The organism is Methanosarcina barkeri MS, from assembly GCF_000970025.1.
Lineage (GTDB): Archaea > Halobacteriota > Methanosarcinia > Methanosarcinales > Methanosarcinaceae > Methanosarcina > Methanosarcina barkeri.
Window position 1 is genome coordinate 1194750 of record NZ_CP009528.1, and the last position, 13904, is coordinate 1208653.

Below are 13904 nucleotides of genomic sequence, written 5' to 3' on the forward strand. Positions count from 1 at the left end.
GAACTAATGTTTCTTATTTTTCAGAACTAATTACTCATTATCCAGTTGTGTATAATTACCCATAAATCACGAGAATTATAATCAAGGGCTATGCTACCGTGACCCTGGTTCTTCCAGCTTATGGAAGTAACCTTATCATTTATTTTTCCGACTTCGTTTTTGTACCACCAGGAACCGTAGTCACTGAAACCTCCCCCAAGCCCTATATAAAGAACAGGTGAGCTTATTCTTGAAAAGTCAATCTTATAGCCTTTCACATTTCCCATCAGTCCGGCCATATAAAGATCCAGATGCTTAGGTGCGTAAGGAACAGCCCCTCCGGTTAAGGTCAAGTTAAGTAACCTGTTTTCATCAACATAGTAAAGGCCGTCCAGATCTCCGCTCCAGTAGTGATAATTCGGAGTATAGGGATATGCATTGAATGTATGAGTCTGAGTAGCTATAAGCCGGAAAAATTGTATGTTTGTAAGGTCAGGTTGAAAAACAGATTCTCGGTCAGGATCGGTTAAAGCCATACTGGCTATCTGCATCATGAAAGCCATATTGCTGCCGTTATAGACCCTGTTTTCCAAACATCTGGAGATAGTATCAAATTCCTGTGCCTGAGCTCTTATTAACTCCGAATGTTTAGGCTCGTACTTAATAATGATATCAACAGGTACCATTCTGCTAACCGAACCTAAAACAAGGTTTTGGTATTTGCTAGCTCCGTAAGCGGTAAGGATCAAAGCTCCATGACTGTGGCCAATTGCCGTAACTTCGATCTCCTCTGCCGCTTTATCACTCAGGAAAGCTGTATGAATTTTCGACACAGCGATGCCGTTGTATGTATCATTCAGGTAATTGTCAATGGTCCAGTTTTTCATGTAACTGAAATCGGTCTCATTTACCGGAACATTTGTCTCTCTTCGATCCAGAATATATGTACTGTATCCTAGCTGAGCATAGTATATTGCCATATCGGAATAGAAACTTTCAGTCAAAGCCTGCCCGGGCAGGATTATTAAATTTTTATTTTGAGCTGTGCTCCAGACGCTCTTTTCTTTTACATAGTTGGTGAGTACAATGTAGTCATATTCTTTGGATCCAACCTTTATCTTAAGCTTATACTCTGCCACATCGCCGCAAACAAGGCCAACCCTATTGCTTTTCACTAAGGGAGAGTACATACCCGGTACTTGGAACAAAGCAGGATTATGGAAAAAAACCCCCAGTTTATCTGATTGAGTAAATAGGGTCTCGGTTTTATTTTCAGTGTTGATCGTTAATGGTGCTACTTGGGTCTTCATCTTCTCACCTTTGTAAGATTCCCGAGTTAGGTTCTAGACTCGAGAATCCATATTTTTGTAAAGCCAGGCGGGCTAATTTTCAGTTTTGACTTCAAATTGTGGTAGCGTAAAACAGTAAAAAGCAAGTCCATAAGGCTAAAAACCAAGACCTGAAGACATGATAACGTAGGAATCGTTTATCACCAGGAACGGCATATAAAGCCAGGATCAAGTCATTCGGTTTTCAATTTATATGCTTCAGTCATAAAATTTTGATTAATCAATCACATTATTTTATATAGATATAATTTGTGGTTTGAAATTTTAACTAAATTTTATTTGAATGTTTGCATCTGTGTATGAGATAAATATTCACAGAAACGCAGGGAGCCAGGTGTACAAATACTGCAGAAAAAAATGACTACAAAACTGTAAATCTCTTGGGAAAAGGTACATACTTAAAATACTGTCACATTAAATCACATTTATCATCTGCCATTACTGTGAAATGTGCATGGGATATTTAGGATATTCTCAAAAAAATCCGAAAATAAATTAAACAAAGATGCTCATTACGTGCTGGAAAATATTGATTTAAAGTAAACTTTTCTCTGTAAAAATCAACAATGAGAATTTTAAAAAAAATTATTTCAAAAAGCTATTGTACAGGTAATTTAATACCCCTGAAAGGAGGTATCAAAATTGAAAAAATATTTGCTCATGCTATTTATGTCGATTTTTATTTTTGGGGCTGTACTCTCAATTACTGTTGCCGGTGCAGCCGATAACCCAGTAGTAAATGAAACGGCATCAAAGGTTTTAAAGACCAACGAATGTGTCAATAAATCTACTAATCAATCCGCATCACAAAATCAGACATGCAACATAAGCCAGAATGAGTCCATAAACCAGAATGAACCTGCGGCAGAAACTCCTGTGGCTGAACAGAAGTTCAGGGTGGGACCGACTGTTGTATTGAGGCCGGTTAATGATGTCATAACCAAAGACGAAGATGGCCTTGTTGAACTCTATGTTGATAATCCATCCCTCAATGATGTGACTCTGAATGTGGATGCAAGGATTAGCGTACCCTCTGGAATTCATGTATATGGACAGGATTTTGCTCAGACCGGTGCAGCAGGTACAGCTTACGGAACATTTTCAGTGCCCCCAGGAAGCGCTCGAACAATTTCTATTGATCTCAAAGGAGATAAAGTAGGCTCCTATACGGTACATTTCAGTGGTCTCTACTGGCCTGGAGACAATAAAGACAGTTACAACCCTATTTCACTCAGCCATCCCTTTGAAGTCAATGAAGCTTCCGAAAATCCCGAAGAAGCTCCCAGTTCTGATGATAATGGAGATACCGAAACCAAAGAGACTGGAGGAGTAAAAGCTGAAGGACAGGGTTCATTTAGCGCTCCCGGATTTGGAATATTAATTGCAGCTATAGGCCTTTTAGGAGTTTATGCTATTAAAAGGAAGTAAAATCAGGTTAAAAAAGCGTTTAAACGCGATTGCGGGGAAAATACATACATTTTTCCTTTTTTAAATTTTTGTAGTTAAGAAAGGCATCCGTAATCCAGAGAAACCTTTCATTTAAGCTTATACCGGATATTTACAGACGGCAAGCCCAAAAAAGGTGATAGAATGTCTGAGAGGGCTATTTTAAAAACTCTAATAGTTTATCTCTTGATTGGTTGTTTCCTGGTAAGTAACATTTCATGTGTATGTGCGTCATCTGATATTTCGGCAAATTCTTACGAGAATAAAACAGAGGTTTCAGAAGAAAAGCAGTCTTTAGAGGAGGTTCAAGACTCCGATGAGCAGTTAAAATCCTCTGAAAATGCAGACATGCAAAGCTCAGAAAATAATGAGTCCGAAAGCGAAGGAACTCAGCCCACTAAAAATACGGAGATAACATCTGATGAAGAGACCGAAACAAATCTCTCGGAAAATACGGAAATAGAACCTGATGATGAAACCGAAACAAATTCTTCAAAAGATACAAGAGTGAAATCAATCGAGGCAACCGAAACAAATTACTCGGAAAATAACGAAACCGTGTCCTCCGATAACCCGGAAAATCAGTCTTCAGTGGATGAGGATGTCGGAACCGAAGGTACTGAAAATCAAACTTCAGGAGATATAGGAGTCGCAGAGGATATAGAGAACGATTCTTCGCATCGCACAGGAAATTCGTATCATATCGAACATTCAGAGTACACTATAGTAGAGAATAACACATATGTACAACACGAACCTGTAAAAAAAGAGGCTTTGGAAAGTTCAGGATCAACTGAAAATTCAAAATCTGCTGCACCGCCCTCTGCAAGTGTCAATCTTCACGGTGAAAAGACTAGGGTTGTTTCTGGAGAAGACATTCTGCTCAAGCTTTCAGCCGTTAATCTTATCACAAAACCTGTCATGCACGTCCAGGTCATAATAATTCCACCTTCAGGAATGAGCGTCTCTTCCTCGGAGTTTGTCCAGTCTGGTGCAGGACAGTATACGACAACCTACGAGCTTGAACCCGGACAGGGCAGGGACATTGAAGTAAGGATTGAAACCAACCAGCCTGGAGACTTTAATGTTGAGGGAAGGGTGGTTTATTATTTTGGGGAAGATACTGAAAATGCCGAAGATTATACGCTTAATCTACCTATAAAGGTCGAAACAAAATCGTATCCTGTAGAAGAATCCTTACCTGGATTTAGACTGACGAGCCTGGTATTCGTATTAGTAGCGGCATTTATCTTAAAAAGACGTTAATATAAAAATATGCAACGTATGTAAAAATATGCAACGTATGTAAAAATATGCAACGTATGTAAAAATATGCAACGTATGTAAAAATATGCAACCTATATAAAAATATTATAAGCATATGAAAATATGCCAAACAGAACTTATAAAATTACTTATGAGAACAGTTTTATAATTCTGAGTGTACAAAAATCAAAAGTTGCCTGTTCCACAGGCAACTGCATAAGCCACGAATCATATGAGGCCTTTAAGATGGCTTGTGGATTCATGGAGCAGGTCATTTTGCTCTCCAAAATTCAGCCTGCGTTAACTTCTATTTTCTCGATAAAAACCGTAAATAGTCGACTTTTTCTATAACTTTAAGACTCTTCTCTTTTTTAAGGCAACCGAGTTTGGTGTTGACTTTTGTTATGAGCATTTTTGGTTGAGTTATCTTGCACATTCAAACTCCTTCACAAAACTGCTTACAACCAGATATCCTGCGTCTATCTAGGATGATTCCCACCCTCTATATTATTGACGTTTGTGTAGCCTGCGTTTACCAAAAGTTTGCTCGTATTGACACTTCGGCTTCCGGCCTTATAATAGACAAGGATCTATCTTCAGTTGCTGCAATGCAATGTGTGATCACGAGAAAAAAAGAGAATCATGAAACTAAGGTTTCTGATCACTACCCTAATTTCATGCGGATGTATTTTCGTCTTAAATCCAGGTTGAAGGCCAGAAATGTATATGTCAGTTTTTAATCCTTTTTTACATTTCGAACCTTGTCATAACCCCATGCAGTTCATCAGTAGGGAGCTTGTAAAACTGGACAAAGGAAGGCGATACTTTTTTAATTATGGAAAAGATTCTCCAGATTATATTATTGGTAAAGATATCTTCTACTCCGTAGAAGATGGTTTTTTCACCAATGCCCTGGTCTTTAAGGATCTTTTCAACATCAACAATCTCCATATATCCTGCTCGTATCTCCAAAATTTTTAACCCTTTTGCCGGTTCTTTTGTGAACGAGGTTTCTATTCCGAAAGGACTGTCTGACTTGATAATGGAAATAAAAATGTTGTTTTCGTAAATGATGTTGTTTTTAAACATTACATGGGAAATATACTGGGGAATTCTTTCAATGTCGCGTGTAAAGAAGAGGGCAGTCCCCATAATTTTATTTTGAGTAGCATAGACCTGCCTGTATTTTTCAAGAAAATCTTTGGACTTCATTAGCTTCATCAACTTATACAGCTTCTTTTGTCCCGACGTGTATATAAGTATAAGAGAGAGGATGAAAAGTGCTATGATGACTGACCAGTAACCTCCGTGAGGGATTTTATAGCTATTTGAGAGAAGGAACACTACATCAATAAACGTTATAAATAGCGAAATAATAGCTTTGGTTATGTTTTTTCTGTGATAAAATATCGAAGTCATCATTATGCCCGTAATAGACATGGTTCCTGTAACTGCCAGGCCGTATGCAGCTGCAAGTCTGTTCGATTCTCTGAATATAAGCATCATAAATAATACAGCAACGAGGAGTAACCAGTTTACGGTACTTATGTAGATTTGGGACTTAAATACCCCGGAGGTGTAATCAATCTTCAGCATTGGAATTATCCGGGTTGTTATTCCCTGATATACTATAGAGAACATGCTACTTATCATAGCCTGAGAAGCGATAATTGTAGCTACGATGCTCAGGAGGAGGAACGGAATATAAAAAATGTTTGCCTGCTGGTTTATCATCTGATACAAAAAATTTGTCGAACCCGGGTTTCGGATAAGAAATGCACCCTGCCCGAGATAATTTAAAACCAATGCTACAAATACGAATCTCCAGGCTTTTAAGATAGGCTCTCTTCCCAGGTGTCCCATATCAGCATATAATGCTTCACCTCCTGTAGCGCACAGGATGACTTCGGATAGTACAAAAAATCCTATAATCCCGTTATCCAGAAGGAACCTGATAGCATAATAAGGATTGATGGCTTTAAGTACTTCTGGTGTATAGAAAATAGAGGCGACACCTGAAAATCCGATAGCTGCAAACCATAGAACCATTATAGGTCCAAAAACCCATGTAATTTTTTCTATTCCTTTGCTCTGAACTGAAAAAAGTGCTATTGCAATTACGGCAGAAATAAGTATAATAGTTCCCTGACCTATGTTTTCGAACTGAGGAATGATTCGCAAACCCTCGACTGCGCTCAGAATACTTATTGCAGGGGTAATTACTCCATCTCCCATGAGGAAAGATGTTCCTATATAAGCTAACAATGTGACCAGAGCTACATTCCTACTTGACTTGAGCAGAGGAACGAGTATTTCTTTTAAGACTATTGTACCTCCTTCCCCTTTTTTACCCAGACTCATTGCAAGCCAGGCGTATTCCATAGTCACAAGTACGATAAGTGTCCAGATAATTAACGATAAAACTCCTATGATGTGAGTGTGTGTAGGTCTTGTTAGAAGGAAAATAACGGTCAAAGTATAAATGGGGCTTGTCCCAATATCTCCAAAAACAAGACCCATAGACTTTACTACTTCTCTGAACTCTGACTTGGAAAACATAATATTCACCTTTTTGTTCCAGAAATTTGCACAAAGATAAAATTTGAAATAAAAGTTTCACGCGTTAAGCCCTAGGATGATAAATCGTGATCTTTTCTACCCATAAGAAAAAAGGAAACTGATTCTTTTTAAAACCTTGATTTTTATATATTACTGTTTTCATATTGCTTTCGTCTCTATATGTGGTCAATAAGCCTAACAGTAAATAGCGGTTCAATGAAATATGGTCTTGAGTATTACTTTTTTATATATAAAACTCATGACCCTCTCCATATAAATGAAGATTCCACATCTCAAATCTTGTTATAACCCCTGGAAGTTCTTTAGTGTAAGACTTGTAGAACTGAGCAAAAGAAGATGACAGCTTTTTGATTACAAGACAGCTTTTTGATTATAATATTGATCTATTGAGATACCATTTCAAACAGGATATTTGTTGAATAAAGATTTCTAATGAGGGATGATGCCTGTTCAAGATAATTAATAGGTACTGACGAAAAAAGATACAAGTTTCTATGGATTTAATCCGGCATGATATCTGTTATAGGACTTACGCACTTGAGGACCAAAATCAATTACGTCAAAGATTGTGGATTAAAGTCATGCTTTAGACATTTAACGGTTTAATACTGCTGATTCTTCAGTTCAACTACGTAAGTCCTATGTTATATCCTGAAATAATTTCGCAAATTCAAAACCATTTGAAAGTTCAATATACACGATACAACAGCAAACGGCGCAAAAAGTTAAACGTTAAGCAAGTTTCAATTCTGTTTTGGTATTGTGAAATAATCATGTAAAATAAAACAAGTTAGAAGTTGGAGTAAAATAGTGGGTCAGCTGTATTATAAACATATAACCAAAATAAAAAAATTTAAAAAGCTAAATAATTTAGGGATAAAACACATATTCTTTCATGGAAATTTGGAAAAAACAATCAGGAAAATAGTGTAATTTATCAGACATCTGCGAAAAATGGGCTAAAATATGAACATTTTTATAATTCGTTTCATCTCTGAGCACTAAAAACGATACCGGTTTATTGTTGTGGAAGGTTTTGTCAGCCCAGAGAGATAAAAATCCCTATATCAGATAAGATCTATTTTTATCCCATTTATATACTCGATTCGTTTTAAATTCCAGAAGATCATGCAGGAGTGAAATTATTGAGCTCCAGAGCTCCATATCAGGTTTCCGGAAAGTCTAAAAGAAAAAACATTTTATGCCTTATAGGTCTGCATAAATGGAAAAGAAGCGGCGGCTTGAATATTTATTCTTCAAATGTAAGAGAAAAGTATTTCGTATGTATGCGCTGCGGTAAGACAAAAATAGTTTATGAACCAAAAAACGAATAAAATTCCAGAAAAACTTAAAAAAGAAAACTAATCTTTACCTGCTGATCTGATTCTTACTTATAAGTGGGTTATACTAGCTCAATTATTTATATGTTTCTATTAATTTTTTTTAATCCCATTAAATTGACACCTTAATTATGAAGGCGTTTATATAAAGAGCTCTCTGCTAACGAAAAATTTAAGTCCACGAGCCTGCAAAGATCTCCTTTGTTTTTGTAAATTTTCCAGTTTTATGTTCTCAGGTTATTAGTGGGTTCAGAACTTATTAGCGCCAGAAAAACTATATAATTTCATATCACAAATTATTTTGATAACATGCAAAATTTTGACAACAGACAAACATTAGAGCCCCTATCTATGATCTGCAGTCATCATAATTTTTTTCAAAATGCTCCAGACTTAATCTCCAGAGATATTTTCACCTGCTGTTTCATGGGAGACAGTGAAATTAAACTCATCTCCGGACCCACTCATGCAGGTAAAACCACCTTCATGAGTCAGGTTGCCAGTAACCTGGTTGGAGTAAAAATTTATATTGATTTTGAAGATAGTCAGGTACGGGCGTTGGGACCTGGAGATTTACAGGCTATTGAGGAGACTGCAGCCGAAATCCGTAAAAAAGAAACTGAAGACGGAGCAGGACGAGTTTTCTATTTTTTTGATGAAATCCAGAATCTTCAGGGCTGGGAAAACTGGGTTGACAGGCTTCACAGGCAGGGAGCAGAAATTTATCTAACTTCATCGAGATCAAAATTAATAAATGAGTTTTCTTCCAGGTTTTCAGGAAGATCTAAAATTTTAAGGCTTTTTCCGTTCTCTTTTAGGGAATACCTGCAGATTAAAGGTAATAGAATAGCAGAGCCGAACTTTCTAACGCCTTCAAGCAGTGATGAACTGTTATGTATGTTTTTCCAGTATTTCGAAAACGGTGGTTTCCCAGATGTAATAAAAAACAATGATATAAGTCTGTCCCGAAAATATTTTGAAGAAGAGCTGCAAAAAGGGGCTGCAGCCGGGTATGATATCCAGAAGTTAAAAAAGATTGCCGTATTCCTGATTTCGAACATGGCTTCGGAATACTCCTCCGATACCCTGAAAAAAGTTAGTGGACTCGAGAGCGAGGAACTTGTAGACACCTATCTGGACTATCTAGAAGACATTTTCTTACTGTATAGGGTCCCAAAACACAACAACCTCCAGGAAAGCGGGAAGGAAAAAGACATTCCCCGTAAGATTTATTCAGGTGATACTGGAATTTTCAAAGCAGTATATCCCGGTTATCCTGACAGCCTTGGGCTGAGATTTGAGAACCTTGTGTTCCTTGAACTGCTGAGAAGGGAAAAACAGGTATTCTACTTCCGGAACAAAAGAGAATGTGATTTTGTTACTAAGGAAAAAGACAGCCAGAACGTTTCGGCGGCAATTCAGGTCTCGGTTTGCTTCGGAAACCCTGTAGTGAGGGAAAGAGAAATTCTGGGTCTTACGGAAGCCCTTGATGAGTACGGCCTTGAAGAAGGGCTTATCCTGACAATGGACGAGGAAGAGATCATCATAGCTGACAGCAAAGATGGAAAAAAAATAATCATGGTTAAATCAGTGTGGAAATGGATGCTGGAATACAGAAAATGAAGAGCAAAAAGAAGGGCACTGCTATTTATTATTTATCAAGCCTATCCTGAAGCGATATGATGTTAAAATTATAAATTTGCGTCCATGTCCTTCTATGAAATTCTCATATATTTCAGCTAATAAAAAGAAGAACCTGAAAGGTTCTATCTTCTGAAATTTTAAGCACAATGGTGTCACACTGGGATAACTCACTCCGCTAGAAGAACGGCTTCTTGCTTCTTTGCAGTCTTTAGTTCGTTTTTCTGTAAGTGGCTCCATATAGGCACATACAGGAGGAGCACAACAAAACCAACTGCTGTGGCAATCCACCCGCTTTCCAGAGTGCTGATATATATTATCCCAATAAGGAAGAAGGGGATGTTCAGAATTCCGGTTGCAAGAGCTATCTCAGTCCAGCCACGGGGAGCTTTGAAGGGTCTTTCCAGTTTTGAAAATTCAGGATCCTTTTTCGATTTTACATAGGCAAAGAGACTCATCCCATTTGCGACAATGTATCCAACTGCAGAAGCTGAGAGAATTGCAGTCGGACTTCCAAGAAGGATCAGACACATGTTAAAGAGACCATCTGCGATCATCGCATTCACAGGGTTCCCGTTAGCGTTCAGTTTTCCAAAGATAGATGGAAGATTACCTTCAATTGCCATTGAATATATCGACCTTGCCGAGGATAAAAAGGCGGTCTGGATGATCAGGATCATAGCTGCAACCAGCATGAGAATCGCAATCGAGCCTCCAATAGGGCCTAAAGAAAGTTTTGCAAGGGGAAGCATCGGAGAGATAGGGTCTGCAAGTACGCCTTTAACTCCGAGAGCCCCTATAACCGAGGTCTGGACAAGCACATAGAGCACAAGGCAAATCAGGCCGCAGACAAGCAGAGCTTTTGGTGTATCTGTATTTGGGTTCTTATACTCTGGCCCAAATATTGCTGCGCTTTCCCAGGCAACAGCACTCCATTCGGCCATTGCGAAAAGCCCTAGAATAATTAAGATATGCTTCAGATCCCAGCTCCAGTCCTGGGGCAGCCAGGCTCCTGTAATATTGGTAAGTTGGAAGTCTCCAGTAAAGAATGGAGCAAGGGTGATAACAACCAGGGGCAACAGGGATACCACAGCTAGAATATACCCAAGTTTTGCTCCGTTTTTGAGCCCTTTGGAGTTTATAGGAGTTACGCAGTTGGCTCCTAGCATATTGTTTTTTCCAAACTTTCAAATATTTGAATTAATTTAACGTGTATTGGGGATTCCTTAAGTATTCTGTCACTGCCACTCTTCTAATTTTCATAGCACTTTCAAACCAGGATATTCCACTTTTGATTCTTTGTAATTCCAGTCTAAGAAAAGCTCTTAATGAGAACATTATATGTGCTCTTTGTGATTCTTCCTTTCTTGCCTGACATTTTTCGACACCACAGAACTGTTTTATTCCCCTATGATATTCCTCAATTTTCCATGACTTCTTTGCCAAATCTTCACGTTTTGCTTCATCCATCTCTTGCACATCTGTAACCCAGTGTTGCGTGTCTCCATTTTTTGAAACTATCCTAAACACCTTTACAAATCCATATGCTTTGAGGTGAACCACACGTCCTTTTGGAGGAATATCTACTGTTTCAAGTGGCACATTTCCCTTGTTGTCAGGATTTACCAAACGATTATTTTTCAATCTTGTAAGGAAATGCCACTCTTTCTGTCTAATGGCTTTAAGGTTTTTCACACTTGCATACCATGTATCAAATAAAACGAATTTGGGATTAAAACCACGTTCTTCGGCCTTGTCAAGCATATCACGGAAATGGTCATTCTTTGTTTTGTCGTCTACATCGATGTTATAAATTCGAAAATCGATAGGTATAACGGTTGTACCGTCAGTCCAAACTAAGGTAACCAGGCCTATTCCCTTTACAGTACGATGATGTTTTCCACTCCACATACGACGAACAAAAGCAATTTCTTCTGCGTATGGTTTATCTAATGTTGAATCATCAACAATTAGGTATCCTCCCTTAAGCTTGACATAACTTTTTACTTCCTCCCATAGTGCTTCCGTGTCTGGAGGTTGCCTTTGAAGGCAACGAGTAAAAGCATCATGAGAAGGAGCATTAGCTATGTCTGGATAACATCTAGCAGCTTCAGTACAGCTAAAAACGTTAGAAGCCGCAATGAGAAAATTAATGTAGTCAATGTCGGTACACTTAGGTGGATTTATGTCCATAACTCCGTACGTTTTTAGAGAAACACTAAGCCATAAGTATATTTATAAAGATATCAAGTTTTCGGCATTTTAACTGCGTAAGTCCTAGTTTATAATGATCATGTACCCAAATACAAGCGCTCCGACTATCAGGTTGAAAAAGGTCTGGGGAATAACGCTAAAGATAGGAAGCAGTCCGTGGAGATAATCCCCTATCAGGATCGCATAGATTCCAATTACCGGGCTCCAGCCTAACCAGTAACTCCAGGCACTGAAACCTCCTATGAATTTTCCCATCAGCCTGGATTTTTCGCTTGTGTTGTTACCTGTATTCGAACCAAAAACAATCTGGGTATAACCTGGTAGTCCTGAAGCCTTGGGTAAAACAGTTGCAAGCTCTCCGAACGAAATATTCTGGAAAAAACCTAGAAGAACGGTTAAGCCCCATATTATTATTGAAAAAGCCCAGACATAATTGGTGAGGTAGCCTATGGAAGGCAGAATCAATAAAGGAACACCAAGGGCTATTGCAAGTCCCTGTTTCCAGTCAATGCTTCTCTTAAGTTCTTTTAGCTCGCAGTTTGCCCTGCTGCACTCTTCTGCAGATTTCCAATCTATTTGAGTGTGATTTTGATGATTAGCAGGATTATTATGATTGTCCATAAAATCGCCTTCTTCCAACTCCTTTTTTCAGGCAATCTGCTTTCTGAAGAGGTTGCAGGAATTAATCTTAATACCGAGCAACTTTTCGATGTTCATCTTTGCAGCAATACCTTTTGCAGCGCCTGGTACTGACGTTATAATACCAATATCGAGTTCCTCACGCAGTTCACGCATAACGTGCTCATCTACAAGGTCCATCTTGTCGACCCCAAGTTTCTTTGCAACGTACTCTTTTGCCTCGCCTATGCGCATATTCTTTGAGAACTCCATTCTTGCAACCAGGTCTCCTGCAGCTCTTATTCCAGTCATACCTGAAGCCATTATGTGGGAAATCGGCATACCCATTGGGTCGCCGACTCCGATCTATATGCCGTCGACGCCTGCGATTTCGACCATTGCCTTGCTTGCTCTGGTAACCGCATCAATTGGAGGTGTTTCGAGCATGGGAATTCCGCCAACTCCCATACCCATATTTACATGACAGGGGATTGGAGAAGCTCCTACGGCAGCCTTGATGAAAGTAACTGCACGAGCAAGGTTCCAGGCTGAGGTCTTGCTGGTATTGGTGTTGCATACTGGTCCAAATACATTTGCTCCGGCTTTTGCAACAAGCGGAGCCTGTTCATGCGGCCATAAACCTGCGAGCCGTACTCCATTATATTCCAGTTCTCCGTGCATACCGAGTACCATCTCGCCAGCCATTCCGGCTTCAATATACATATCAGAAAACTCTTTTCTAAGGGCCTGGATTGCATAAAGTGTGCCGTACATATCTCCGTCGCCTGCTGCGCCGGTTGTATCAAAGTTAACTCCATCGGCCCCTGAAGCAAAAAGTTTCTGCATAACCCAAACAGTGTCTCTAGTAAGGTGTTCGGCAGCGTGTTCCATAGATTCTTTTGCTTTGTCAATCTTGAATAGCTTCATAAGGTCGCCAGGGTTCTCAAAAGGTCCATCAGGTGTGTAGTAAAGTCCCATATTGGGCATCGCACCGTAAAACAGTGGAATAACCATGTTCTGCTGGCAGACTTCCATTGCCTGGCACTCGTTTGATACGACAGGTTTTACCGGCTTGAAACTGTAATCAATATGCCCGAGTTCCATTGTATCAGCACCAAAAGCACGCTCGTGCGTCATGCAGCCAACTAAACGGCTGGAAGGAATACCAACACCACTGTTGCCCTGGTCACCGTCAAGTCTAATGGTACCGATGTCGTGTGTCACAGGAATTTCCATACCCTGTTCGACACTAACAGTCTTGCCGGGCATCATGAGGATCTCTGCAAGCTTGTCCATTTCATTGGCATTGAGGTCAGGGATCTCTCCAAGGTCAGCAGCGTTTGCAGTACCGGCCTCGATCTCTTCCATTATTTTTTCTTTGGTAAGGTAGACACGTTTTCCGTCTCCCATTCTCAAAGCGTATTCAGTTGCCATTTTTTTAATTCTCCTTTTGACAAACTTAGTTTAGACT

The 13904-nt window shown here is 39.2% G+C and carries 9 protein-coding genes and 1 pseudogene; 4 read left to right on the forward strand and 6 right to left on the reverse strand.

The features are described from left to right. Positions 1 to 26: 26 nt before the first annotated feature. Positions 27 to 1289, reverse strand: a complete 1263-nt coding sequence (locus tag MSBRM_RS04915; RefSeq protein WP_048154855.1) for a hypothetical protein — start codon at positions 1287 to 1289, stop codon at positions 27 to 29. A 681-nt stretch (positions 1290 to 1970) separates the two neighbouring features. On the opposite strand from MSBRM_RS04915, the gene MSBRM_RS04920 reads away from it, so the two are divergent. Further along, positions 1971 to 2756, forward strand: coding sequence for a PGF-CTERM sorting domain-containing protein (locus MSBRM_RS04920; protein WP_048154858.1), 786 nt, complete (start codon positions 1971 to 1973; stop codon positions 2754 to 2756). A gap of 162 nt (positions 2757 to 2918) precedes the next feature. Further along, a complete protein-coding gene (locus tag MSBRM_RS04925; RefSeq protein WP_048154861.1) occupies positions 2919 to 4040 on the forward strand; it encodes a COG1361 family protein in 1122 nt (373 codons plus the stop codon). Between the two features lie 747 nt (positions 4041 to 4787). Here the strand turns inward: MSBRM_RS04925 and MSBRM_RS04930 are convergent. Continuing rightward, a complete protein-coding gene (locus MSBRM_RS04930) occupies positions 4788 to 6599 on the reverse strand; it encodes a KUP/HAK/KT family potassium transporter (protein WP_048119324.1) in 1812 nt (603 codons plus the stop codon). A 1157-nt stretch (positions 6600 to 7756) separates the two neighbouring features. Between MSBRM_RS04930 and MSBRM_RS04935 the strand changes: the two genes are divergently transcribed. Continuing rightward, positions 7757 to 7954, forward strand: a complete 198-nt coding sequence (locus MSBRM_RS04935; RefSeq protein WP_048119321.1) for a hypothetical protein — start codon at positions 7757 to 7759, stop codon at positions 7952 to 7954. A gap of 357 nt (positions 7955 to 8311) precedes the next feature. Further along, complete coding sequence (locus tag MSBRM_RS04940; RefSeq protein ID WP_230669054.1) at positions 8312 to 9583, forward strand: ATP-binding protein; 1272 nt, start codon at positions 8312 to 8314, stop codon at positions 9581 to 9583. Positions 9584 to 9771: 188 nt separating this feature from the next. Here MSBRM_RS04940 and MSBRM_RS04945 read toward each other — a convergent pair whose 3' ends face one another. The 4 genes and pseudogenes from MSBRM_RS04945 to mtbB all read right to left on the reverse strand — a co-directional run bounded on the left by MSBRM_RS04945 (position 9772) and on the right by mtbB (position 13867). Further along, positions 9772 to 10770, reverse strand: a complete 999-nt coding sequence (locus tag MSBRM_RS04945) for an APC family permease (protein ID WP_080943677.1) — start codon at positions 10768 to 10770, stop codon at positions 9772 to 9774. A gap of 31 nt (positions 10771 to 10801) precedes the next feature. Beyond that, positions 10802 to 11794 (reverse strand): IS701 family transposase, encoded by a 993-nt coding sequence (locus MSBRM_RS04950; protein WP_048155834.1) that lies wholly within the window; start codon positions 11792 to 11794, stop codon positions 10802 to 10804. A gap of 84 nt (positions 11795 to 11878) precedes the next feature. Continuing rightward, complete coding sequence (locus tag MSBRM_RS04955; RefSeq protein WP_048156826.1) at positions 11879 to 12436, reverse strand: amino acid permease; 558 nt, start codon at positions 12434 to 12436, stop codon at positions 11879 to 11881. A gap of 27 nt (positions 12437 to 12463) precedes the next feature. Further along, positions 12464 to 13867: pseudogene (gene mtbB, locus MSBRM_RS04965) on the reverse strand ([dimethylamine--corrinoid protein] Co-methyltransferase). Positions 13868 to 13904 lie beyond the last annotated feature (37 nt).